This is a genomic window from Bradyrhizobium genosp. SA-4 str. CB756 (genome assembly GCF_000473125.1).
Classification (GTDB): Bacteria; Pseudomonadota; Alphaproteobacteria; order Rhizobiales; family Xanthobacteraceae; genus Bradyrhizobium; species Bradyrhizobium arachidis.
On sequence record NZ_KI421499.1, the window covers coordinates 1272274 to 1296794 of the forward strand.

Consider the following 24521-nt stretch of genomic DNA (forward strand, 5'->3'; position numbering starts at 1 on the left):
TGCCGATGAGCGCTTCTTCCGACGTCGGTTATCACGCCCAGCGCCAGGCGCGCTGGCACTATGGCGAAGTCGCCTTCTGGCTGATCGTGCTGGCCTGCGGCTTCCTGTTCCCCACGCGTTATCTGATCATGACCGACATCCTGCGCCTCGCGCTGTTCACGATGTCGCTCGATCTAATTCTCGGCTATGCCGGCATCGTCTCGCTCGGCCATGCCGCCTTCTTCGGCGTCGGCGCCTATGCGGCGGGACTGCTTGCGCTGCACGGCATCGTCAAGGAGCCCGTGCTGGCCCTCATCGTTGCCGGCCTTGCCGCGATGGTGCTCGGCTTTGCCACCAGCTTTCTCGTGATCCGCGGCGTCGACCTGACGCGGTTGATGGTCACGCTCGGTATCGCGCTGCTGCTGGAGGCGCTTGCCGAGCGCTTCTCCAACATCACTGGCGGCACTGACGGTCTCCAGGGGATCGAGATGCAGCCGATCTTCGGCGAGATCCCGTTCGACATGTTCGGCAAGGCCGGCTTCTTCTATTCGCTCGCCGTCCTGTTCCTGCTGTTCCTGTTCGCCCGCCGCGTCGTGCATTCCCCGTTCGGCCTGTCGCTGCGCGCGATCAAGAACAATCCGCTGCGGGCCGCCGCGATTGGCATCCCCGTCAATCGTCGACTGATCGCGATCTACACGCTGGCTGCGTTCTATGCCGGCATCGCCGGTGCGCTGTTCACCCAGACCACCGCGATCGCCTCGCTCGACGTGTTCGCCTTCGAGCGTTCCGCCGACTTGATGCTGGTGCTGGTGATCGGCGGCACCGGCTATCTCTATGGCGGCCTGATCGGCGCGGTGATCTTCCGCATGCTCCAGGAAGTGTTCTCCACCATCACCCCGCAATACTGGCAGTTCTGGATCGGCCTCGTGCTGGTCGTGATCGTGCTGGTCGGCCGCCAGCGCCTGCATCGCTGGGTGCTGTTTGTGCCGAACCTCGTCATCAAGCAGGTGGCCGGGCGCAAGGCCGTCGTCGCCGTGCCGGAGAGCGACGCATGACCATCGCGCTCGAGACCCAGAACCTCGAAAAGACCTTTGGTGGCCTGCGCGTGACGCGCGATCTGTCGCTCAAGGTCAAGCAGGGCGCCCGTCACGCGCTGATCGGCCCGAACGGCGCCGGCAAGACCACCGTGATCAACCAGCTCACCGGCGTGCTGAAGCCGAACTCCGGCCGCATCCTGCTCGAAGGCCAGGACATCACCGACCTGCCGGTGCACAAGCGCGTGCTGCGCGGCCTGTCGCGCACCTTCCAGATCAACCAGCTTTATCCCGACCTGACGCCACTCGAGACCATCGGCCTTGCCGTCTCCGAGCGTCTCGGCCATGGCGGCGACTGGTGGCGGCGGATGGGCACGCGCAACGACGTCAATGACGAGATCGCCGACCTGCTGACGCGCTTCCATCTGCTCGACGTCATGAACGAAGAGACCGTCACGCTGCCTTACGGCAAGCAGCGCCTGCTCGAGATCGCGGTCGCGATCGCCGCCAAGCCGCGTGTGCTGCTGCTGGACGAGCCCGCCGCCGGCGTGCCCGAGAGCGAGCGCCACGACATTCTCGCCGTCGTAGGCAGCCTGCCGCGCGATGTCACGGTGCTCCTGATCGAGCACGACATGGACCTCGTCTTCTCGTTTGCCGACCGCATCTCGGTGCTGGTCTCCGGCGCTCTGCTGACCGAAGGGCCGCCCGAGCAGGTCGCGCGCGATCCGCAAGTGAAGGCGGTCTATCTCGGCGAGGAGGCGGTCAATGTCTGACCTGCTCGCGATCGAGGCCTTGCGCGCTGGCTATGGCGAGGCGGTGGTGCTGCCCAACATGAGCCTGCGCCTCGCAGAGGGGCAGGTGTTGGCGTTGCTCGGCCGTAACGGCACCGGCAAGACCACGCTGATCAACTCCATTGTCGGCGTCACCCGCCGCTTCGCCGGCACCGTTGGGCTCGCCGGCACCGATGTCACAACCTTGCGGCCCGATCAGCGGGCGCGCGCCGGCATCGGCTGGGTGCCGCAGGAGCGCAACATCTTCCGTTCGCTCACGGTCGAGGAGAACATGACCGCGGTGGCCCAGCCCGGCCCATGGACGGTCGAGAAGGTCTACGAGATGTTCCCGCGGCTGAAGGAGCGGCGGAGCAACTTTGGCAACCAGCTCTCCGGCGGCGAGCAGCAGATGCTGGCGATCGGCCGTGCGCTGACCCTCAACCCAAAGGTCCTGCTGCTGGACGAGCCGACCGAGGGCCTGGCCCCCATCATTGTCGAGGAGCTGCTGAAGGCGATCGGGACCATCACCCGGGCCGGCGGCATCTGCTCCATCATCGTCGAGCAGAACGCCCAAAAGATTCTGGGGCTGGCCGACCGCGTTGTGATATTGGAGCGCGGAACGATCGTCCACGACGCCCCGAGCGCCGCGCTGAAGGCCGACCCGTCGGTCCTGGAGCGCCACCTCGGTGTCGCAGGGGCGGCGGCCCACTAGAAAATACCCGGGAGTACCAAATGCAGCGAACCAAAGCCCCCTTCCGCGCCGACGAGGTCGGCAGCCTCCTGCGTCCCGCCAAGATCAAGGACGCCCGAGCCAAGCTCGAGAAGGGCGAGATCTCGGCCGACGATCTGCGCAAGATCGAGGACATGGAGATCGAGAAGGTCGTGCACAAGCAGGCCTCGGTCGGCCTGAAGCTCGCGACCGACGGCGAATTCCGTCGCTCCTGGTGGCATTTCGACTTCCTCGCCAAGCTCACCGGCTGTGAGCTGTTCCACCCCGACACCGGCATCCAGTTCACGGGCGTGCAGACCCGTCACGACGCGGTGCGTGTGATCGGCAAGCTCGATTTCCCCGACGCCCACCCGATGCTCGACCACTTCCGCTTCCTGAAGAAGGTCGCCGACCAGGCCCACGTCACCGCCAAGATGACGATCCCGTCGCCGGCGGTGCTGCACTTCCGCGGCGGCCGCAAGTCGATCTCCAAGGACGTCTATCCCGATCTCGACGCCTTCTACGAGGACCTCGGCAAGACCTACCGCAAGGCGGTCAAGGCGTTCTACGACGCCGGCTGCCGCTATCTCCAGTTCGACGACACCGTCTGGGCCTATCTCTGCTCGCAGGACGAGTTGCAGAAGGCGCGCGAGCGCGGCGACAATCCGGACGGTCTCCAGCAGATCTATGCCCGCATCATCAACTATGCGCTGGCCGAGAAGCCCGCCGACATGGTGGTGACGACGCATGTCTGCCGCGGCAATTTCCGCTCGACCTGGATCTCCTCGGGCGGCTACGAACCGGTGGCGGAGACCATGCTCGCCGGCACCAATTACGACGGCTACTTCCTCGAATACGATTCTGACCGCGCCGGCGGCTTCGAGCCGCTGCGCTTCCTGCCCAAGGGCAACAAGGTCGTCGTGGTCGGCGTCATCACCTCGAAGTTCGGCGAGCTCGAGAAGAAGGACGACATCAAGCGCCGTCTGGAAGAAGCCGCCAAGTTCGCCCCGCTGGAGCAGCTAGCGCTCTCGCCGCAATGCGGCTTTGCCTCGACCGAAGAGGGCAACATCCTCTCCGAGGAAGAGCAGTGGGCCAAGCTCGGCCTCGCGGTCGAGATCGCGAAGGAAGTTTGGGGCAACTGAGCCCCGCGCACGCGGGCCCCGTGAGTGGCAGTAGGTCTTCGCCACACACTCGGTGTCGTCCCGGCGAACGCCGGGACCCATAACCGCAGGGAGAAGTTGTTGCGCGAAGCTCGTTACCACTAGTCTTCGCCAAACATCGTCCTGTGGTTATGGGTCCCGGATCTGCGCTTCGCTTGTCCGGGACGACATCGCGTTTTTGGGCCGAACTCGGCTACTGCGCCGTCCGCATCATCGGCCCCAGCATCTCATGCACGTCATACGTCATGACCGCGAGCAGGGCTGCGAGTGCCAGATAGGCGCCGCCATATTCGAGCTTGGTCTGGAGCGGTACGCCGTAATAGGCGACGTTCTCCGGCGCGTGCGGATCGTACCGCCACGCGCTGATGAGCTGCGGGGCCGCCAGGATCGCCACGATGAGCAGCATCGGGCTCGGCCGATACAGCATCACCGCGACAAGGATCGGCACGCCGACGAACCAGATTCGCGGGCTGAGGACCGCGGTCACCCGGCCGCCATCGAGCGGCGAGATCGGCAGCAGGTTGAACAGGTTGAGGAACAGCCCGGCATAGGAGATCGCGAGCAGGAGGGCGCTGTCCTCTGATCTTGCCCAGAGATAGACCGCGAGCGCCGCGATCGTTCCGACGACTGGACCCGCGATCGCCACGTAGGCTTCTGTCTCGACGTCAACAGGCTTGTCCTTGAGCGCGATCCACGCACCGACGAATGGAACGAAGGTGGGCGCGCCGACGTCCAGGCCACGCTGCCGTGCGGCGACGTAGTGCCCCATTTCGTGCGCGAACAGGAGTGCGATGATGCCTGCCGCGTAGCGCCAGCCCCAGATCGTTGCGTAGACCGCCAGTGACAGCAGCATGGTGCCGCCGCTGGTGGCGAGCTTTCCCCATTTGAGGCCGGAGAACAGCAGCAGGAAGAGCGTCTTCATGCCGTGCCGCCGGCGGAATCGTCACGTGGCTTGCGGCGGAAGAACTTCATGACGCCGGCGCCAGCCACTGCGAGGCCGAAGATGATCGCCTTGGCGAATTTCAGCACGAAAGCGAGCGCAAGGGCAAACAGGCCGAGCTTCTTGGCGGCGACGCCGCCGACCAGCGCGAGCAGGCCGTATTCGGCGATGCGGTCGGTGGAGGCGCTGAAATCCTCGTAGCGCTTGCCGGATTGATAGGTGAGGTTGGCAAGCAGTTCGTGCGCCGCCCCCTTGTCTGTCGCGATCCGGCTCGAATCCGACAGCAGGTTCAGGCTGAAATACCCTTCGCGGCCCAAAGCGTAGGTATTGTAGTTGACGTCATTGCGAGAGTTGTCCGGTGTGCCTTTGTCCTTGCCGAGGATCGACCAGACCAGCCGGTGCGACACGGCATCATATTTCGGCGGCTCGATCCAGCCGATCACTTCCATCTCGGGAAATCCGCGGGCGACACGGTCTTTGTTGGCCTCGTCGGCCCCCTCCTTGAGGTTCTTCAGGAGGTCGTCGGCGTTCCAGTCCTTGGCCGCATCGTCCTTGATGTAGCCTTCCTTGATGTAGTTGATCACCACCAGCCAGCGGTCGTTCTGACGGGTGCCGAGCACGAGACCAACGAACGTCGTGTCGTGGACGACATTGCCGAGCGCGCGCATGACCCGCGCCCCTTCGGCCTTCGGCACGAAGAAGTCGCCGGTCGGGATTTTCAGCGTCGCTTGGTCGATCAGGGGAATGTCGGCGGGGCCGGCCGTGCCGGCATTGCCGGCCGCCTGCCACGCAGCCGCGAGTTCTGCCTTGCGCGCAGCCTCACTGGACGGAGCATTTTGCGAGAGGCCAGGCTGCGACCCAAATATGACAGACAGAATAATGCCGACAGCGGCAATGAATTTTTGCACCAGATTTCCCCAGCAACCAGTCCACCGATGATCGGTGTTGCCGGCACTGTAGGATAACGATATGCGACAAAATAGAGCAGCCGCAGGTTGCGTTCGACTATCTCGCGGCCTGTTGCAATTTTGGCGCGGCGGCTCGTCCTCCGTCGTCATTCCCCGCGAAAGCGGGGAATCCAGTACGCTGCGGCTTCTCGGTGAATCACTGATGTCTCGGAATACTGGATCGCCCCGGTCAAGCCGGGCGATGACACTGAGTGTGTAGCCGATGGCACCGCCATCCTGACGTGGTGGCGTAAGCCCGCACTCACTTCTCGGCCAGATAGACTTCGCCCAGCAGTGACGAGTTCGACCATGGCACCTGCTTGTTCTTCGTGCTCGACACCACCTCGGCCCGCACCCGCGTCAGCATCTGCTGCACCTCCAGGCCCGGCGTGCCGATATGGCGCGACAACGCGGCGGAGAACGGCGAGTTGGCGCCTTCGCCGTCGAGCGCGACCTGGCCCGGTGCGGTGGCGAAGGCGATCAACGTGCCGGCGCCGAGCGTCGCGCCAGTGCCCAGGCTCGTCGGCGCTGCGAGGCCCGAGGCGCCCTCGATGGCACGATTGGTGCCGGCGCTCGCCACCTGCTGCGCCATAGGATTGTTGCGGCAGGCATCGAAGATCAGAATGTTAGTTCGGACCTGGTCGTCGAGACCGGCCATGATCGTGTCCATATCGATCATCGCCTCCGTCATGTTCGCGCCCGGCTTGAGCTCGACGTCGACGGGAATGAGATAGTTGCGGCCATCGACCTGCACGCCGTGGCCGGCATAGTAGACCAATGCGACCTGCGCCCGTGCCGCGTCTCGCAAAAAGTCGCGCGTCATCTTCTGCATCGCGGCGCGGTCGAGATCGACGCCCTCCGACACCGCGAAGCCGATGTCGCGCAGGCTCTTGGCGACGGCGCGCGCGTCATTGGGCGGGTTGGGCAGCGCCTTGACATGCGCATAGGCGCCGTTGCCGATGATCAGCGCCACGCGCGTGCCGCGAACAGCCGGATCAGGCGAAGGCGCGGGTGCGGTGCCGGTTTGCTGCGGAGCAGGGGCCGCCGCCGGCTGCGTTGCGGGTGAGGGTGCATCGCGCGGAATCGGCGCGGTGGCATCGGTCACCAGCGACAGCCGCACCTTTGCGGTGGCCTGGTTGGCTTTGCTGATGGCGTCGGAAGCCACGATCGCCAGCGTCGCGTTGTAGTCCTCGCGCGCGTGGGTGTAGTCACCTTTCGCCTCATAGGCCAGCGCGCGATGGGTGTAGCCGGAGATCAGCACGCTGTTCGGCGGCGTCATGATGTTGACCGGCGGCTTCTCCTTGGCGAGCCGGATCGCCTCGCTGCCGTCGGCGATGGCGCGATCGAGCTCGCCCTTGGCGCGCCAGATCGATGTGCGGTTGATCAGTGGCTGCGGCAGCGTCGGATCGAGCCGGATTGCCTGGTTGATGTCGGCGAGCGCGCCGTCGAGATCGCCGAGCGCTTCCTTCGAGATGCCGCGGTTCTGGAACGAGAACGCCGATTTTGGATCGGCCTTGATCGCGGCATCGTAGTCGGCGATCGCCCTGGTGTAGTCGCGCTTGCCGCGCCAGGCATTGCCTCGATTGTGGAAGATGATGCCGCTGGGCGGACCGAGCTTGAGCGCATCGTCAAAGTCGGCGATCGCGATGTCGTAGTCGCCCTTGTCGTAATAGGCCGATCCCCGCAAGTTGTAGACCGCCTGGCTCGGCTTCAGCCGGATCGCTTCGGTGGTATCCGCGATGACCTTGGCGTAGTCGCCCTTCTTGTTCCAGCCCACCGCGCGCCAGAAATAGACGGTCGCGAGCTGCTCGCCCTTGAACACCTTCAGAGCGATGATTTTGGTGCAAGCGTCGACCATCTGGTCCGCCGGCGTGGTCTCCGTGGTGCAGAGCGGGCCAAGCTGGCTGCGTGTCTGCGCCACGGCGGGCGCGGCCCACAGCGCGGCAGTGAGCAGGCAGAGTGCGGCGAGCAGGCGACGCATGGCGGTGGTCCCATAAGAGGAGCGGCGCCTGTTTGTTGCCCGGCGGTGCCCCGGGGTTCACGCTCTCGTCATTGGACGTGGAGTACAGCAGGGAGGGCTATTCCCTCGGTGGGCAGAATTTGCTACGAGGTGGAAGCCCAACGCCGCTGCCCACTGCCTTCCCACCGATGAAAAACGACGAAATCCTGAGCCAGATCACCGAGTTCTGCCGCAAGGCGGACATGGCGGAATCGACCTTCGGCCGCCGCGCGGTGAACGATGGGAAGCTCGTGCATCGCCTGCGCGAGGGCAAGCGCATCACCATCGACACGCTGGAGCGGATCCAGGCCTATATCGCGGCATCGACGACCGGCGGCCTGCCGCCGCCGCGGGGCCTCCAGGTGCCCCCCGAAAAGCGCGATCCGCGCGGCAATTTCCGCTTCTTCGAGAACCGGCAGAAATATTTGCTGTTCGTCCACACCTGCAGCGAGAAGCGGGTGATCGCCGAGCGCGTGGCGCTGGAACTCTCCAGCATCCATCCGCGCCCGCCGGCCCTGCGCATCTTCGACGCAGGCGTCGGCGATGGCACGGTGCTGGCGCGGGTGCTGCGCGCGACGCACCAGCGCTATCCGCACATGCCGTTCTATGTCGCCGGCAAGGAGCTCAGCCTCGAGGATCTGCGCCTGACGTTGGAGAAGGTGCCTGACCGCATTTTCGAGCATCCGGCGTCGGTGTTCGTCTTCACCAACATGTTCTACTCGGAGGCGCCCTGGCTGACGCCGGCGTCGCCTGCGGCGGCCGCCGCCACCGTCTGGCACGAGGTCCCGCTGCGCGGCGCCTCATCGGGCGAGTTCGAGCAGCAGATCGCCGAGCTCAGGCCGTTCCTGGAGCAAAACTGGCGCGCTGCCATCAGCCCGCGCACGGCCATGCCACTCTATGAGCGGCCCGTCGTCCTCGTGCTCTATCGCGAGGACCACCGTTTCCTGCTGGATTCGACCATTCCGCGGCCGGGCCAGACCGAGGCCAATTTCGACCTCGTTATTGCATCCCAGCCATACCGGGCCCTATCTTCGGTTAATTTCCGGGCAAAACGGATCATCGCGCCCCTGGCGCGGGCGCTTCGGCCCGGCGGGAGACTGATCGGAATCCACTCCCATGGCCAGGATCCGGGCATGGAAATGATCCAGGCGATCTGGCCTGGAGAAAACCCTTTCGCGGTCAGCCGGCATGAGATATTGCGCGCGGTTAAGTATGAGCTCGGGTCGTTGGGCCGCGACCTAAATTTTAATGCTTATGCGGACAACCGCTCGATCTTCAGGTATGATATGGAAGCGCTGCCCAACGAGGTAACGGGTACCATCGGAACCTCGACGGCCTTTGCAGCGTGGAATGCGGCGGTGTATGTGGCGCAGATCGAGGACGACCGGTTGACAGAAATGACTCAAAACGGCCGCACTCTGGATGCCGCCCGGGACGTGCTGCGCAAGTACAACGGGCTCTGGTTTCTCGACGAATCCTACGTCATCTCGCGACGGCGTGATTGACATAATCCAAGTCTAAACATCGCAAACACCCGCCAGCTTAGCGGCGGCGGAACAAGGGGTTACTGATGCGCGCGTCCTATCTCTTCACCAGCGAGTCCGTGTCCGAAGGCCATCCCGACAAGGTCTGCGACCGGATCTCCGATGAAATCGTCGATCTGTTCTACCGCGAAGGGCCGAAGGCTGGCATCGACCCCTGGCAGATCCGCGCCGCCTGCGAGACGCTGGCGACCACCAACAAGGTCGTGATCGCCGGCGAGACCCGCGGCCCGAAGTCGGTCACCAATGACCACATCGAAAGCGTCGTCCGCAACGCGATCAAGGACATCGGCTACGAGCAGGACGGCTTCCACTGGAAGACCTGCGACATCGAGATCCTCTTGCATCCGCAGTCGGCCGACATCGCGCAGGGCGTCGATGCGCTGCAGCCGGGCGAGGTCAAGGAAGAAGGCGCGGGCGACCAGGGCATCATGTTCGGCTACGCCACCAACGAGACGCCTGACCTGATGCCGGCGCCGATCTTCTACGCCCACAAGATCCTGCGTCTCATCTCCGAAGCCCGCCACTCCGGCAAGGAGAAGGTGCTCGGTCCGGACTCCAAGAGCCAGGTCACCGTGCAGTACGAGAACGGCAAGCCGGTCGGCGTGCGCGAGATCGTGGTGTCGCATCAGCATCTGGTCGAGGATCTCTCGTCGAAGCAGATCCGCGACATCGTCGAGCCCTATGTGCGCGAAGCGCTGCCGAAGGACTGGATCACGCCGAAGACGATCTGGCACATCAACCCGACCGGCAAGTTCTACATCGGCGGTCCCGACGGCGACTCCGGCCTGACCGGCCGCAAGATCATCGTCGACACCTATGGCGGCGCGGCCCCGCATGGCGGCGGCGCGTTCTCCGGCAAGGACCCGACCAAGGTCGACCGCTCGGCGGCTTATGCCGCCCGCTACGTCGCCAAGAACATCGTCGCGGCCGGTCTTGCCGACCGCTGCACGCTGCAGCTCGCCTACGCCATCGGCGTTGCGCGTCCGCTGTCGATCTACATCGACACCCACGGCACCGGTAAGGTGTCGGAGGATCAGCTCGAGAAGGCTGCCGCCAAGGCGATGGACCTGACCCCGCGCGGTATCCGCACTCATCTCGACCTCAACCGCCCGATCTACGCGCGCACCTCGGCATACGGCCATTTCGGCCGCACGCCGGACAACGAGGGCGGCTTCTCCTGGGAGAAGACCGATCTCGTCGAGCCGCTCAAGCGCGCGCTCTAAGTCACTTGCGTCATTCCGGGGCGCCGCGACAGCGGCGAACCCGGAATCTCGAACCACCGGATTCCGGGTTCGCTCGTTTCACGAGCGCCCCGGAATGACGAGCCAAACAAACAGGAACCCCCTATGAACGCGAAGCCCGGCTTCACCGATTACATCGTCAAGGACATTTCGCTCGCCGATTTCGGCCGCAAGGAGCTCTCGCTCGCCGAGACCGAGATGCCCGGCCTGATGGCCACCCGCGAGGAGTTCGGCCCGAAGCAGCCGCTGAAGGGCGCGCGCATCGCCGGCTCGCTGCACATGACAATTCAGACCGGCGTGCTGATCGAAACGCTGGCCGCGCTCGGCGCCGACATCCGCTGGGTCTCCTGCAACATCTATTCGACGCAGGACCATGCCGCGGCGGCGATCGCGGCCGCCGGCATTCCCGTCTTCGCCGTCAAGGGCGAGACGCTGAAGGATTACTGGGACTACACCGCAAAGCTGTTCGACTGGCACGGCGGCGGTCACCCGAACATGATCCTCGATGACGGCGGCGATGCCACCATGTACGTCCATCTCGGTCTGCGCGCCGAGAACGGCGACACCGCCTTCCTCGACAAGCCCGGCTCCGAGGAAGAGGAAGTCTTCTTCGCGCTGCTGAAGAAGCAGCTCAAGGAAAAGCCGAAGGGCTACTTCGCCGAGATCGCCAAGAGCATCAAGGGCGTTTCCGAAGAGACCACCACGGGCGTGCATCGTCTCTATGACATGCAGAAGGCCGGCACGCTGCTGTGGCCCGCCATCAACGTCAACGACAGCGTCACCAAGTCGAAGTTCGACAACCTCTATGGCTGCCGTGAATCGCTGGTCGACGGCATCCGCCGCGGCACCGACGTGATGATGTCGGGCAAGGTCGCGATGGTCGCGGGCTTCGGCGACGTCGGCAAGGGCTCGGCCGCCTCGCTGCGCCAGGCCGGCTGCCGCGTGATGGTGTCGGAAGTCGATCCGATCTGCGCGCTGCAAGCCGCGATGGAAGGCTACGAGGTCGTGACCATGGAAGACGCCGCGCCCCGCGCCGACATCTTCGTCACCGCGACCGGCAACAAGGACATCATCACCATCGACCACATGCGCGCGATGAAGGATCGCGCCATCGTCTGCAACATCGGCCACTTCGACAACGAGATCCAGATCGCGGGTCTGCGTAACCTGAAGTGGACCAACATCAAGCCGCAGGTCGACGAGATCGAGTTCCCCGACAAGCACCGCATCATCCTGCTGTCGGAAGGCCGGCTCGTGAACCTCGGCAACGCGATGGGCCATCCGTCCTTCGTGATGTCGGCGTCGTTCACCAACCAGACGCTGGCGCAGATCGAGCTGTTCGCCAACAACAAGGACGGCAAGTACAAGAAGGAAGTCTACGTGCTGCCGAAGTCGCTCGACGAGAAGGTCGCGCGCCTGCACCTCGCCAAGATCGGCGTCAAGCTCACCGAGCTGCGCAAGGACCAGGCCGACTACATCGGCGTGAAGCAGGAAGGCCCGTACAAGTCGGACCACTACCGCTACTGATTGACTGGTTCGATAGACGATCGACGCGAAGCCCCGGAGCGATCCGGGGCTTCGTTGTTTCGGCACGTGGAATTCAACTCGCTTTGCAGTTGCAGCACGGTTGATTGCCGATTGACGGCCCGCAGCGGCAGGCGGACAATCCTCCTCGGCGGAGGAAACCATGCAACAAGAACATTTCGACGTGCTGATCGTCGGTGCCGGGCTATCAGGGATCGGCGCGGGCTATCATTTGCAGACGAAGTGCCCCACCAAGAGCTACGTCATCCTGGAGGGGCGCGACTGCATCGGCGGCACCTGGGACCTGTTTCGCTATCCCGGCATCCGCTCCGACAGCGATATGTTCACGCTCGGCTATTCCTTCAAGCCGTGGACCGATCCGAAGGCGATTGCGGACGGACCGCAGATCCTGAATTATGTGCGCGAGACCGCTAGCGAGAACGGCATCGAGAAGCACATCCGCTTCCGTCATCGCGTCAAGCGCGCGGCGTGGTCGACGCAGGATGCGCGCTGGACCATCGAGGCCGAGCGCATCACGGGTGAGGGCGCGACCGAGTTGGTGCGCTTCACCTGCAATTTCCTGTTCATGTGCTCTGGCTACTACAAATATGAGGCGGGCTACACCCCGGAATTCAAGGGCGTTGCCGATTTCGCCGGCCGCATCGTGCATCCGCAGAAATGGACCGAGGACATCGACTATGCGGGCAAGCGCGTCGTCGTGATCGGCTCCGGTGCGACCGCGGTGACGCTGGTGCCGGCGCTCGCCAAGAAAGCGGCGCAGGTCACCATGCTGCAGCGCTCGCCGACCTATGTGGTGTCCCGCCCGGCGCAGGATCCCGTCGCCAACAGACTGCGCCGCAACCTGCCGACGCGGCTGGCATATCATGTCATCCGCTGGCGCAACGTGATGTGGGGGATGTTCTTCTTCCAGCTCAGCCGGCGACGGCCCGCCAAGGTGAAGGACCTCATCCTCAAGGGCGTGCAAATGGCACTTGGGCCCGACTACGACGTCGCGACCCATTTCACGCCGCGCTACAATCCCTGGGACCAGCGGCTGTGCCTCGTGCCCGACGGAGATCTGTTCAAGGCGATCCGCGAAAAGCGCGCCGCCGTCGTGACCAACGAGATCGACACCTTTATCCGCGACGGCATCCGCCTCAAGGACGGCAGCGAGCTCGCAGCCGACATCATCGTGACGGCGACGGGACTGGTGCTCCAGGCCGTCGGCGGCCTCGAGGTCAGCGTCGACGGCCGCGTGGTCGATTTCGCCAAAACGCTGACCTACAAGGGCATGATGTACGCCGACGTGCCGAACATGGCCTCGGCCTTCGGCTACACCAACGCGTCCTGGACGCTGAAATGCGATCTCACCTGCGAATATGTCTGCCGGCTCATCAACTACATGGACCGGCAGAATTTCCGCCAGTGCATGCCGCACAATGACGACCCTGATATCACCGCCCAGCCGTCGCTCGATTTCACCTCGGGCTATGTGCAGCGCTCGGTCGCGAAAATGCCCAAGCAGGGCTCGAAGCGGCCGTGGCGGCTCTACCAGAACTACGCGCTCGACATCGTCTCGTTGCGTTTCGGCCGGATCGACGACGGCGTGATGCAGTATTCCTGATCACGCCGCCGTCCGCTTCTATGCCTTGCGCATGGTGAGCGCGAGGCCAAGGTCGATCGCGAGCGCGAGCACCGCGGCGCCGCCGCCGAGGGCGAACAGCACGAGATAGTCGCCGCCGGTCTGCGCGTAGATCCAGGAGAAGCCGTAAGCGGCGGCTGCCTGGAACAGCGCAAAGCTCGTGGTGGCATGGCTCCACGTCGCGCGCTGCTGCCCGGTGGAGTGCGGCACGAGCTCATGGATGCGTCCGAGCACCAGTGGCACGATGCCCGGCGTGAAACCGCCGACCACGACGCTCGACACGATCAGCGAGAGCGGCGCGGTGCTGACGGTGGGCAGCAGCACGGCGGCCGCTTCGACCAGGAACGCCGCGCGTAGCGCCGGCCCGAAGCCCGAACGATCACCGAGATGGCCGGTGACCAGCGGTCCGACGATGGCGCCGAGGCCGTATAGCACCCAGTAGCGCGAGCCCGCGGCAATGCCTTGGCCGAGGCCGCGCGCGACGAAATCGACGATGAAGACCATGTGCGGCACCAAGGCCACCGCATTGAGGCCGTATTGGACCAGCAGCGCGCGGGCGGCGGGCGAGGTGGGGTGGTGCTTTGCTTGATGCGAAGGTGCGGCATCGGCCTTGGCTTCCGCAGGCCAGTTCCACCAGCTCGCGAGGGTGAGGAGCGCCGAGAGCACGCCGAGACCATACCAGCTCTGCTGCAAGCCCTGTTGCAGCAGCAGCGGCACCAGTGTGCCAGATGCGGCGACGCCGAGGCCAACCCCTGCGAAGATCACGCCGCCGACAATTCCGCGCCGCGCGGTTGACGTGTGCGGCAGAATGACAGAGGCCGCCAGCACCATGATGATGCCGCCGGTGAGGCCGGAGAGGAAGCGCCACGCGAAGAACCAGGTGAACGATACCGGCGTTGCGCTGGCGAAGAAGGAGAGGGTCGCGAGCAACATCATCGCCCGCAGCGCGCGGACTGCGCCGATGCGTGCGGCCACAGCGCGCGCCGTGAGCGCGCCGGCGAGATAGCCGGCGAGGTTCGCTGCGCCGAGATAGACGACGTCGGAGGCGCTGAACCACTTTGCGGCGATCAGGGCCGGGATCAGCGGCGTGTAGGAAAACCGCGCGAGGCCAAGCCCGACCAGTGATGCGGACAAGCCGGCCATCGCATAGCGCCAGGTTGATTGCGAATCTGTCCCCGGCTGCTGATGCAGCCGGGTCTCCATGTGTTGCTTCGTCTGTGTCATGTCATCCTCCTGCGCGCACGATGGCACGCGGATCATCCGGTCCGGGCTGCGCGGCGGCGCCGGAATTCCAGCGCGGGCAGGCCGGCATTGTGGTCCTCGTCAGGCCCTAGTGGCCGGCGCTCTGGCCGCCGTCGACATGCAGGATCTCGCCGGTGACGAAGGAGGCACCCTCGAGATAGAGCACGGCATCGACGATGTCGGACATCTCGCCCATGTGGCCCATCGGATGCAGCGCGCCGTACTGCGCGTGCGTCGCGACGGGGTGCATCGGCGACTTGATGATGCCGGGCGACACCGCGTTCACGCGGATGCCGCGCCTGGCGTATTCGATCGCGAGCGATTTGGTCGCGGCACTCAATCCGCCCTTGCTCAGCGAGGCCAGCACCGAGGGCACGTTGGAATTGGCCTGATCGACCAGCGTGGTCGTGATCTGGACGATGTGACCCGAACCCTGCTTCTCCATCTCGGCGATGGCAAGCTGCGTGACGTTGAAGAACCCCGCGACGTTGGTGCCCATCACCGCCGCATAGTCCTCGGCCGTGTACTGCGTGAACGGCTTTGCGACGAAGATGCCGGCATTGTTGACCAGCGTGTCGACCCGGCCGAAGCGGGCGACGGCCTGCTGAACAACGCGTTCGGCGGTGGTGCGGTCGGCAATGTCGCCGGCAACGGCGAGGACATCATCGTTGCCCGACGGCTTGATGGAGCGTGCCGTTGCGACGACGCGATAGTTGCGATCGCGGAAACCCTGGACCAGGGCGGCGCCGATGCCCTGCGATGCACCGGTGATGATGGCGACCTTCTGCTCGATACCCATGACGGGCTCCTGTTGTTGAAGACCTGCGCCAGCAGCGGCTGGCTTGCCCGCTGGGTTACGCCGCAGTGCCCCGGCCGCGAATACACGTTGTCCGGCAGACACTGTTACGCGGTGCGAGGGAATGCCGGATCGGCGCCCGACGGAGGTTGTCGCGGCGGGGGCGAACGCCTAGCCTGTCACCGGAATGTGAAGGGGCGGCGCGAAGGCATGGATCGTCTGGATGCGATGAAGGTGTTCGTCGTTGCGGTCGACGAGGGCAGCTTGGCTGCCGCAGGCCGCAAGCTCGGCCGCTCGCCGGCGGCGGTGAGCCGCGCCATCGCCTTCCTGGAGGAGCGCGTCGGCGCCGAGCTGCTGCACCGGACCACGCGGTCGATCAGGCTGAGCGAGGAGGGCGAACGCTATGTCGCAATCTGCCGCCGTGTGCTCACCGAGCTGGAGGAAGCCGACGACATCGCCGCCGGACCGCGCACGGCGCCGCGCGGCCTGCTCACGATCACCGCTCCCGTTGTCTCGGGCGAGATGGTGCTGCGGCCGATCCTCGACGCGTTTCTCGACGCCTATCCGACCGTGTCGGCAAAGCTGTTGCTGTTCGACCGCGCGGTCAACCTGATCGAGGAGGGGGTCGATATCGCGCTGCGCATCGGTCCTCTCGCGGACTCGGCGATGGTGGCGATGCGGGTCGGCGGGATCAGCCGCATCGTGGTGGCCGCGCCGCGATATCTGAAGCAGCATCCGCGCATCACCGAGCCCGGCGATCTCGCCAAACATCAGATCGTCGCGATGGCGCACCTGCCCAATTCCTGGACCTTTGCGCCGCAGGCCGGGTCGCCCGCCGCCCGCACCGTGCAGTTCACGCCGCGGCTTGTCGTCAACAGCACCTATGCGGCCGTGGCGTCCGCGGTCGCCGGGCGCGGCGTGGTGCGGATGTATTCGTACCAGGTGGCCGAGCAGGTCGCGCGCGGCGAGCTCGAGATCGTGCTGGCCGGCGATGAGGATCCGGAGATGCCGGCACATCTGATCTGCCCGCAGGGCCGGCTTTCGGTGCCCAAGGTGCGGGCCTTCACCGACTTCGCCGTGCCCCGGCTGAAGAAGCAGTTTGCGCTGCTGAAGGAGAGCATCAAGGCGCGCTGAGCTGCTTCGCGCCTCCGCAATGCGCTGTTTTGCGTATACGGCGGCCCGGTCGAATCGGCGATGGTTCCGGAACGGTTAACGCCGATTTTACGGATGAGTCCTAGCCTGCCTCGGCCGGGGTTATTCGCAAGGCCGAGGTGAGCCCAATGGAAGCCCAGAAGATCGCGGTCGACGCCGTCGTCGCGCTGACCGATTGCGACCGCGACGCCGTCATCGCCTTCATCCGCCGGCTCTATCTCGCCGGCGTCACCGACCCCAAGCGCCTCACTTTCAAAGGCCTCCAGGCGCTGTCGCGGGCTTGATTCGTCCGGTTTCGGCCCTTTCAGCCCCAAATTCCGTACGAGTGCTCTCCCCAGCGTGATTGCAACCCACCGGCGAATATCTTGCCGCTCGGGCCGCGTCGGGCTACACGACAATCCGGCTGGGTCACTTGGGATTTGGGGAAATGCTGAGACAGCTTTTTGCGCCGCAACTTGTCATTTTGTATGTGCTTGCGGCATCGACAATCTACGTTCACTTCCGCGGCAAGCAGCGGCTGCGCTTCGCGCGCCAGCTCGGCGACCACTCGACCTATCTCGCACCCTACAACGTGCTGATGTATGCGGGCTCCGCCGTGCCGAACAAGCCGGTGATCTCGGTCGATCAGTTTCCGGAGCTGAAGCCGCTCAGCGAGAACTGGGAGACCATTCGCGACGAGGCCGTGCGCCTGTTCGACGAGGGCTTCATCCGCGCGGCGGCGAAGAACAACGACTGGGGCTTCTACTCGTTCTTCAAGAGCGGCTGGAAACGGTTTTACCTGAAATGGTACGACGACTTCCTGCCGTCGGCGAACACGCTGTGCCCGAAGACGGTGGAGCTGCTCAAGTCGATCCCGAGCGTGCACGGCGCGATGTTCGCGATGCTGCCCCCAGGCGGCAAGCTCGGCGCCCACCGCGATCCGTTCGCGGGCTCGCTGCGCTATCACCTCGGTCTCGTTACGCCGAACTCGAACAAGTGCCGTATCCTGGTCGACGGCGTCGAATGCGTCTGGCGTGACGGCGAGGCCTTCATGTTCGACGAAACCTTCATCCACAGCGCCGAGAATCAGACCGACGTCAACCGCATCATCCTGTTCTGTGACGTCGAGCGCCCGATGAAGTACGGCTTCATGACCGCGATCAACCGCTGGGTCAGCCATCACATCGTCAAGGCGTCGGCGACCCAAAACGTCGAGGGCGAGAATGTCGGCGTGCTCAACAAGGTGTTCGGCAAGCTCTACGAGATCCATCTCGGCAGCCGCAAGGTCAAGGAGTGGAACCGCAACGTCTATTACACGCTGAAGTACTCGCTGACGGCGCTGATCCTCGGCCTGATCGTGTTGTCGGCGTTGCGGTAATCCGCCCTACGAGCGGACTCAAAAAGCCCCGGAGTGATTTTCCGGGGCTTTCTTATTATGGATGGGCTCTGGTCGTGATCACACCGGCTTGGCGCCGGTGTTGATGATCGTGCCCACATGCTGCCCGCGCAGCGCCGCGCTGATGCGGCCGGGCACGAGGCCGTTGACGACCTGCACGCGCGCGATGTGGCGTGCATTCGCCATCACCTCGAGGAGCGCGGGATCGAACGGCAGCGTGCCCTTGAGCTTGGCAAGCTCGATGAAGCTGGTCTCCTTCAAGAGCTCAGCCTTCTTGCCATCGGCGCCGTTGGGGTCGTCGGTGTAGACGCCATCGACATCTTCCACGATCGTGAGACCGGCAGCCCCGAGTGCGTCCGCCAGCAGGAAGGCGCCGGTATCGGCCCGATGCAGCGGGATGCGCGTGGTCGGGAATTCGTGATGGTGGTAGGGCGGGAAGGCGCTGCCGACGACCGCGCGGGCCGCCTGGAGGTGGATCGCGAGCTGGCTCGCGATGGTGGGATGCTCGACATAGGAGACGCCCTCCGGCGCGAGCAGGCTTGCGAGGATATGGCCGTTCTGGCCGGCCTCGCTGGCCGCGAGCGGGGCGAGCGAGCCAACGGGAAGGCCGAGGTCGAGGCCGACGCTGTAGAGATGGCGGGCGCGGATGCCGGCCCCGGTCAGGATCAGGAGGCGATGCTCGGGCAGCAGCGCGCGCAGCTCGTCGACGAGCGGCAGGATCGCCTCGTGGCCGCGGTCCATGACGCGGCCGCCGATCTTGATCACCTGCAGCCAGGGTAGCAGCTTGATCGGGCGGTTGCCGGCGACGGGACGGGTGAGGTCGCTGTCCAGAAGAGTCTGGCGCGCGAGCGGCGAGGCGACGTGCTTGATCTGGTTGGTGTCAGCCATGACGGGGTGCTCTTCAGCTCGCGGTGATGATGGTACCGACGTGCTCGCCCGCGAGCGCGCGGGTGAGATTGCCGGGGACGAGGCCGTTGATGATCTGCACCTCGCGGACATGGCGCGAGGCGGTGAGCAGATCGAGCACCGGGAATTCGAGGATTGAATCCTGCAGGCCCTTCGCCTTCATCTCCGCGACAGAGATTTTCGGGATGAAGGTCGCGTTCTTCGACGTCTTCGGGTTGGCGGTGTAGAGGCCGTTCTCGTCCTTCACATAGATCATCGCCTTGCAGCCGAATTGCTCGGCGACGAGGAAGCAGCCGGCATCGGTGCGGTAGGGCGGGATCACGCCTTCGGCCGCGGGACGCATCCACAGGCTGTAGGGCGGCATGCCGCTGAAGATCACCGCGTTGACCTCGGCAAGGAACAGCGGCACCGACGAAAGTCCCGCGCTCGAGACGGCGGAGATGCCGTGCTTGGCGAGCAGCTGTCCGAGCATCGCGGCGTTCTGGTCGGCAACGGAAGCGCCGAGCTGCGACAGCACGCCGGCCGGCAGGCGAAGCCCGGCCGCGATCGAATAGAGATGCCGCGCGCGCGTGCCGGCGCCGGTGCCGATCAGCAGCTTGTGCGCCTTGCGGGCCGCGACGATCTCCTCGACGACCGGATAGACCGCGGCACGGCCGCGATCGATCATGCTCTGGCCGCCGATCTTGATGACGGTCGCATCCGGGAGGATGCGGAAATCCGAAGCCTTCTCCGTTGCGGCCACAAGCTGCGGGTCGGCGAGCGAGCGCTGCATCAGCAGTGCTTCGAGCTCGGTGGTCGTCGTCGACATCAGAGACACCTCTCGTTGTCAATGCGTTCTCTACGGTGGCCTCGTCGGTCCTGACCGCTGGGGCGAGTCTTGCTGGATAGTTCGGCCCATGGCAACAAGATTGCCAGCATTCTACGGCTGAATTTGGAGCAGGCGAATGGCCTCCTTGCCAACCGCGACCCCCGAGATCACGCAGTTCTTCCGCCAGTGGCTGGAAACCTTCGCCGGCTATGTCCGCGAGGTCGACTACGCCTCGGCGCGACCGCTCTTTCATCCGGACGTGCTGGCCTTCGGCACGCATAACGACGTCATCCCCGGCCTCGACCAATGGGTCAAAACGCAATGGGACAACGTCTGGCCGAAGACGACCGACTTTCGATTCATCCTCGAGCAGGTCTCGATCCTGGCATCCCCCGACGGCACGATGGCGACGGTGATCGCGCCGTGGACGAGCACGGGCTATCACCCCGATGGCAGCGCGTTCCCGCGTCCGGGCCGGGCGACCATGGTGTTTTCGAAAAATGGCGATGGGTGGCTGTGCGTCCATTCGCACATGTCGCTCAATCGCGGTGTCCCCCAGACGTCTCACGCCAACCGGTCCGTGAAGGCCTGGTAGCGGAAATCCAATCCCCGCGCGCGCTCTTACTGATGACGATCGCACGTGGTTGTGGTATGTCTTCATCTCAACTGTTGGGGGGCATGAAGGCGATATCGTACATAGTTGCGAGCCTGGTGCTCGCGACAGCCACAACTGCAATGGTAAGTGCCGCGCCAAAGCACGCGATCCAGGAGGCCACCGATAGCGGCTCGGGATGCTCGGGGACAAGTTGGCCCGGTCTCTCGCCACGCCCGTGCAGATTGCCGGGTGTCACAACCTATAATGAATGCACTAAATTAATCAGGGAACGGACCGGGGCCGGCACCAATACTTGGTGGATATGCTCTAGCGGTCAGTACAAGGAGTGAAAACAGGCATCGCCGTGAAGTCGATTGCGATGCTTTCGCGACGATGCATGTAAAAGCCCCGGAGGTGCGCTCCGGGGCTTTGTCGTTCGAAGCCGCAGTGTGGCGCTATTCCGCCTGGCCGATGTTCACCTTCAGCGTGCCGACGCCGTCGACGCCGCATTCGAGCTTGTCGCCGGGCTGGAGCTGCGACACGCCGGCGGGGGTACCCGTCATGATGATGTCGCCGGCGGCGAGCTTCACTTGCTGCGAGAGCTGCCAGATGATCTCGGGCACGTTCCAGATCATCTCATTGAGGTCGCCCTTCTGGGCTTCCTTGCCGTTGACCGTGAGCCAGATCTTGCCCTGCGAGGGGTGGCCGATCTTCGAAGCCGGCTGCACCGCAGAGGCGGGCGCGGAGCCGTCGAACGACTTGCCGATCTCCCACGGACGCTCCTTCTTGCGCGAGGCGATCTGGAGGTCGCGGCGGGTGAGGTCGATGCCGACGGCATAGCCGTAGACGTGATCGAGCGCCTTGTCGGCGGGAATGTTGAGGCCGCCGCTCTTGAGCGCGACGATCAGCTCGACCTCGTGATGGAAATCCTTGGTCAGCGGCGGATACGGGATGGTGGTGCCGTCGGGCACCAGCATGTCCGCGTGCTTGGCGAAGAAGAACGGCGGGGCACGCTCGTCATTGCCCATCTCGCGGATGTGCTCGAGATAGTTGCGGCCGACGCACCAGATGCGGCGCACGGGATAGCGGCCGGCCTCGCCGACGACGGGAAGCGAAGCCTGGGGCGGAAGCGGGATGACATAGGAGGCGGCGTTCATGGAGCGATCTCGCTGCTCTTGAGGTTGATGAGGAACTCTATGCGGTTGCGCTGATCGGCGCCAGAGCGCCGGCATCGTGATGTTGCAGCCGGAAGAACGAGGCATAGCGCCCGCCGCGGCGCAGGAGCTCGTCGTGACGGCCCCGCTCGACGATCTCGCCGCCCTCGACCACCAGGATGCTGTCGGCGTGCATGATGGTGTGCAGGCGGTGCGCGATCACGATGGTGGTGCGGTTCTGGCAGAGGTGCTCGATCGCCTCCTGCACCTGCCGCTCGGATTCGGAATCGAGCGCGGCGGTGGCTTCGTCCAGGAGGATGATCGGCGCGTTCTTGATCAACGCGCGCGCCACCGCGATGCGCTGACGCTGGCCGCCGGAGAGCTGTGTGCCGTGCTCGCCGACCGGCGTGTCGTAGCCGAGCGGGAAACTCATGATGAAATCATGCGCGCAGGCCGCTTTCGCAGCTTCGATGATCTCGGTCTCGCTCGCGCCGGGCTTGCCGAAGGCGATGTTGTTGCGGATGGTGTCGCGGAACAGATAGACGTCCTGGCCGACATAGGCAGTCTGCGCCCGCAGCGACTTGCGCGAGACCGCGCCGATCGACTGGCCGTCGATCACGATGTCGCCTTGCGTCACCTCGTAGAACCGCAGCAGCAATGCCAGCACGGTCGACTTGCCGCCGCCGGAGGGGCCGACCAGCGCGGTGACCTTGCCGGGCTCGGCCACAAAGCTCATGCGGTTGAGGACGGTCTCGCCGTTGCGATAGGAGAAGCTGACGTCGCGCAGCTCGATGCGGGCGTCGGTGAGCTTCAGCGCCGGCTTGTCGTCGTCGGAATGCTCGCTCGCCGGGCTGTCGACGACCTCGAGCAGCATGCGTGCGCCGACCAGCTGGCTGTTGAGATCGATGTTGAGCCGCGCCAGCCGCTTGGCCGGCTCGGTCGCCATCAGGAACGCAGTCATGAATGAGAAGAACGCGCCGGGCGTGGCGTTGAGCGCGACCACGGCATAGCCGCCGTACATCAGGCAGCCGGCGACGGCGAAGCCGCCGAGCATCTCCATCAGCGGGTTCGAGCGGTTGGCGACGCGGGCCATCTTGTTGGCATTGCGCTCGACGATCGCGATGTTCTCGTCGATGCGGCTCTGCATGGTCTCTTCGAGCGTGAACGCCTTGACGGTGCGGATGCCTTGCAGCGATTCCTGCATCGTCTCCATGATGTCGGCGGTGCCGGTGAACTGGTTGTAGGCGAGGCCCTTGATGCGCTTGACCAGCTTGCGCAGCACCAGCATCGCCGGCGGCACTGCGACGAGGCCGATGAACGTCATCAGCGGATCCTGCCACACCATCACGCCGATCATGGCGAGCAGCATCAGCAAGTCGCGGCCGACGGCGTTGACCAGCATGTTGAGCACGTCGGTGATCGACTTGGCGCCGGCCGTCAGCCGCGCCAGGAATTCGGACGAATGCCGCTCGGAGAAGAAGCCGACGCTCTCGCGCATCAACTTGGCGAACAGCTGGCGCTGGTTGGTGGCAAGGATCGCGTTGCTGATCTTGGTCAGGATCACCATGTGGCCGTAGGTCGCCACGCCCTTGATGAAGAGCAGGATCACAGTGATGCCGGAGAACATCGCGATGCCCGGGACGTTCTTGTCGACATAGGCCTGGTTGATGACCTGGCCGAGCACATAGGTCGCAGCCGCGGTCGCGCCGGCGGCGAGCGCCATCAGCGAAAAGGCAACCAGGTAGCGCCGCCAGTAGACGACGCCCTGTTCCATGACCAGGCGGCGAATCAGGACCGCTGCCGCATAGGGATCGTCAGTGATTTTCTTTGGAAACTGGGCCATCCGGTGTCCATTGACGGCGCAGGGAAAAGCCTGCCTGCGCGTCAGGGATCGAATGGCCTCTGTGCCCGCTAAAGCTCCGCTTTTCAAGTCCAATTAAGGACTTGTGCGGGGATGGATTTTAGGCCGAGGCGGCGTGGCGGACTTCGCCATGGCGCTCGCGGAACAGCTTGTCCTCCCAGGCCAGCGCGTGGGCCGCGATGGTCTCGAGGTCGTCATATTGCGGCTTCCAGTCGAGCAGGCCGCGGATGCGGCTGGTGTCGGCGACCATGGTCATGATGTCGCCGGGCCGGCGCGGGGCGTATTGCACGGCGAAGCTGCGGCCTGAAACCCGGCGCACCGCGTCGATGGTCTCCAGCACCGAATAGCCGCGGCCATAGCCGCAATTCAGCGTGGTCGAGGCGCCGCCATTGCGCAGGTACGCCAGGGCCGAGCGATGCGCCTGCGAGAGGTCGCTGACGTGGATGAAGTCGCGGATGCAACTGCCGTCCGGAGTCGGATAGTCGGTGCCGAACACGTCGATCTTGGCGCGCTGGCCGGTCGCAGCCTCCACCGCGATCTTGAGCAGGTGCGTGGCGCCGACGGTGGCAAGGCCGATGCGCGCCTGCGGATCGGCGCCGGCGACATTGAAGTACCGCAAGGTCACGTACTGCATGCCGAAGGCGGCGGCGACGTCGTGCAGCATGATCTCGGTCATCAGCTTCGAGGAGCCGTAAGGCGACAGCGGCCGCGTCGGCGCGTGCTCGGGCACCGGCACCTGGTCCGGATTACCGTAGACCGCGGCGGTCGAGGAGAAGATGAAGCGGCCGATGCCGCGCTTGACCGCGACGTTGAGCAGATTGCGCGCGGTCATGAAATTGTTGCGGTAATAGCCGAGCGGATCGCGCATCGAATCCGGCACGACGACCGAGCCGGCGAAATGGATGATGCTCTCGATGTCGTGCTGGGCGATCACGCCTTCGAGCAGGTTCTCGTCGCCGGCATCGCCAATGAACAGGGGCACGCCTTCGGGCAGGTAAGCGGAGAAACCGGTCGAGAGATCGTCGATCACGACGACATCCTCGCCGGCTTCCGCCAGCGCCAGAACCGTGTGACTTCCGATATAGCCGGCACCGCCGGTGACTAGCACAGTCATGATCTCACCCGTCTTCGATCAACGCGGGA

At 64.8% G+C, this 24521-nt stretch carries 22 protein-coding genes; 12 read left to right on the forward strand and 10 right to left on the reverse strand.

Annotation, left to right across the window (positions count from 1 at the left end; genetic code table 11):
* Positions 1-5: 5 nt before the first annotated feature.
* The 4 genes from BRAGE_RS0106150 to BRAGE_RS0106165 are packed head-to-tail and all read left to right on the forward strand — an operon-like array spanning position 6 to position 3634.
* Positions 6-1034, forward strand: coding sequence for a branched-chain amino acid ABC transporter permease (locus BRAGE_RS0106150; RefSeq protein ID WP_027564907.1), 1029 nt, complete (start codon positions 6-8; stop codon positions 1032-1034).
* Positions 1031-1786: an ABC transporter ATP-binding protein gene (locus BRAGE_RS0106155; RefSeq protein WP_027564906.1), complete on the forward strand. Its 756-nt coding sequence runs from the start codon at positions 1031-1033 to the stop codon at positions 1784-1786. The genes BRAGE_RS0106150 and BRAGE_RS0106155 overlap by 4 nt, the downstream gene beginning before the upstream one ends.
* Positions 1779-2495: an ABC transporter ATP-binding protein gene (locus tag BRAGE_RS0106160; RefSeq protein ID WP_027564905.1), complete on the forward strand. Its 717-nt coding sequence runs from the start codon at positions 1779-1781 to the stop codon at positions 2493-2495. Before BRAGE_RS0106155 ends, BRAGE_RS0106160 begins: the two co-directional genes overlap by 8 nt.
* A 20-nt stretch (positions 2496-2515) precedes the next feature.
* On the forward strand, positions 2516-3634 hold the full coding sequence (locus BRAGE_RS0106165) for a cobalamin-independent methionine synthase II family protein (protein WP_027564904.1): 1119 nt from the start codon (positions 2516-2518) through the stop codon (positions 3632-3634).
* 211 nt (positions 3635-3845) lie between these two features.
* Here the strand turns inward: BRAGE_RS0106165 and BRAGE_RS0106170 are convergent, their stop codons facing one another.
* The 3 genes from BRAGE_RS0106170 to BRAGE_RS0106180 all read right to left on the reverse strand — a co-directional run bounded on the left by BRAGE_RS0106170 (position 3846) and on the right by BRAGE_RS0106180 (position 7520).
* A complete protein-coding gene (locus BRAGE_RS0106170; RefSeq protein WP_027564903.1) occupies positions 3846-4574 on the reverse strand; it encodes a site-2 protease family protein in 729 nt (242 codons plus the stop codon).
* Positions 4571-5500: a DUF2167 domain-containing protein gene (locus BRAGE_RS0106175; RefSeq protein WP_027564902.1), complete on the reverse strand. Its 930-nt coding sequence runs from the start codon at positions 5498-5500 to the stop codon at positions 4571-4573. Before BRAGE_RS0106175 ends, BRAGE_RS0106170 begins: the two co-directional genes overlap by 4 nt.
* A 301-nt stretch (positions 5501-5801) precedes the next feature.
* On the reverse strand, positions 5802-7520 hold the full coding sequence (locus BRAGE_RS0106180) for a caspase family protein (protein WP_027564901.1): 1719 nt from the start codon (positions 7518-7520) through the stop codon (positions 5802-5804).
* Between the two features lie 167 nt (positions 7521-7687).
* On the opposite strand from BRAGE_RS0106180, the gene BRAGE_RS0106185 reads away from it, so the two are divergent.
* The 4 genes from BRAGE_RS0106185 to BRAGE_RS0106200 all read left to right on the forward strand — a co-directional run bounded on the left by BRAGE_RS0106185 (position 7688) and on the right by BRAGE_RS0106200 (position 13471).
* Positions 7688-9043, forward strand: coding sequence for a hypothetical protein (locus tag BRAGE_RS0106185; RefSeq protein WP_027564900.1), 1356 nt, complete (start codon positions 7688-7690; stop codon positions 9041-9043).
* Between the two features lie 65 nt (positions 9044-9108).
* Entirely contained in the window at positions 9109-10305 is a 1197-nt protein-coding gene (metK, locus tag BRAGE_RS0106190; RefSeq protein WP_027564899.1) for a methionine adenosyltransferase, read from the forward strand.
* Positions 10306-10428: 123 nt separating this feature from the next.
* Positions 10429-11850, forward strand: coding sequence for an adenosylhomocysteinase (gene ahcY, locus BRAGE_RS0106195; RefSeq protein WP_027564898.1), 1422 nt, complete (start codon positions 10429-10431; stop codon positions 11848-11850).
* Positions 11851-12010: 160 nt separating this feature from the next.
* Positions 12011-13471 (forward strand): flavin-containing monooxygenase, encoded by a 1461-nt coding sequence (locus BRAGE_RS0106200; RefSeq protein WP_027564897.1) that lies wholly within the window; start codon positions 12011-12013, stop codon positions 13469-13471.
* Positions 13472-13489: 18 nt separating this feature from the next.
* Here the strand turns inward: BRAGE_RS0106200 and BRAGE_RS0106205 are convergent, their stop codons facing one another.
* Positions 13490-14713 carry an MFS transporter gene (locus tag BRAGE_RS0106205; RefSeq protein ID WP_027564896.1) on the reverse strand — a complete coding sequence of 408 codons (1224 nt, stop codon included), beginning with the start codon at positions 14711-14713 and terminating at the stop codon, positions 13490-13492.
* A gap of 106 nt (positions 14714-14819) precedes the next feature.
* Positions 14820-15530, reverse strand: coding sequence for an SDR family NAD(P)-dependent oxidoreductase (locus BRAGE_RS0106210; RefSeq protein WP_027564895.1), 711 nt, complete (start codon positions 15528-15530; stop codon positions 14820-14822).
* Between the two features lie 207 nt (positions 15531-15737).
* On the opposite strand from BRAGE_RS0106210, the gene BRAGE_RS0106215 reads away from it, so the two are divergent.
* From BRAGE_RS0106215 to BRAGE_RS0106225, 3 genes are all read left to right on the forward strand, one after another.
* Positions 15738-16661, forward strand: coding sequence for a LysR family transcriptional regulator (locus BRAGE_RS0106215; RefSeq protein WP_027564894.1), 924 nt, complete (start codon positions 15738-15740; stop codon positions 16659-16661).
* A gap of 146 nt (positions 16662-16807) precedes the next feature.
* Positions 16808-16963 carry a hypothetical protein gene (locus BRAGE_RS55705; RefSeq protein WP_014493894.1) on the forward strand — a complete coding sequence of 52 codons (156 nt, stop codon included), beginning with the start codon at positions 16808-16810 and terminating at the stop codon, positions 16961-16963.
* Positions 16964-17106: 143 nt separating this feature from the next.
* A complete protein-coding gene (locus BRAGE_RS0106225; protein ID WP_027564893.1) occupies positions 17107-18036 on the forward strand; it encodes an aspartyl/asparaginyl beta-hydroxylase domain-containing protein in 930 nt (309 codons plus the stop codon).
* Between the two features lie 78 nt (positions 18037-18114).
* Here BRAGE_RS0106225 and BRAGE_RS0106230 read toward each other — a convergent pair whose 3' ends face one another.
* Together BRAGE_RS0106230 and BRAGE_RS0106235 are read right to left on the reverse strand one after the other, a co-directional pair.
* Positions 18115-18942 carry a molybdenum storage protein subunit alpha gene (locus BRAGE_RS0106230; RefSeq protein WP_027564892.1) on the reverse strand — a complete coding sequence of 276 codons (828 nt, stop codon included), beginning with the start codon at positions 18940-18942 and terminating at the stop codon, positions 18115-18117.
* Between the two features lie 13 nt (positions 18943-18955).
* Positions 18956-19768 carry a uridine kinase gene (locus tag BRAGE_RS0106235; RefSeq protein WP_027564891.1) on the reverse strand — a complete coding sequence of 271 codons (813 nt, stop codon included), beginning with the start codon at positions 19766-19768 and terminating at the stop codon, positions 18956-18958.
* A 136-nt stretch (positions 19769-19904) separates the two neighbouring features.
* Between BRAGE_RS0106235 and BRAGE_RS0106240 the strand changes: the two genes are divergently transcribed.
* Positions 19905-20363 (forward strand): YybH family protein, encoded by a 459-nt coding sequence (locus BRAGE_RS0106240; RefSeq protein ID WP_027564890.1) that lies wholly within the window; start codon positions 19905-19907, stop codon positions 20361-20363.
* Between the two features lie 455 nt (positions 20364-20818).
* On the opposite strand, the gene BRAGE_RS0106245 is transcribed toward BRAGE_RS0106240, so the two are convergent.
* From BRAGE_RS0106245 to galE, 3 genes are all read right to left on the reverse strand, one after another.
* Complete coding sequence (locus BRAGE_RS0106245) at positions 20819-21520, reverse strand: fumarylacetoacetate hydrolase family protein (protein ID WP_027564889.1); 702 nt, start codon at positions 21518-21520, stop codon at positions 20819-20821.
* A gap of 37 nt (positions 21521-21557) precedes the next feature.
* Positions 21558-23360 (reverse strand): ABC transporter ATP-binding protein, encoded by a 1803-nt coding sequence (locus BRAGE_RS0106250; protein ID WP_027564888.1) that lies wholly within the window; start codon positions 23358-23360, stop codon positions 21558-21560.
* A gap of 118 nt (positions 23361-23478) precedes the next feature.
* Positions 23479-24492 carry a UDP-glucose 4-epimerase GalE gene (galE, locus tag BRAGE_RS0106255; RefSeq protein ID WP_027564887.1) on the reverse strand — a complete coding sequence of 338 codons (1014 nt, stop codon included), beginning with the start codon at positions 24490-24492 and terminating at the stop codon, positions 23479-23481.
* Positions 24493-24521 lie beyond the last annotated feature (29 nt).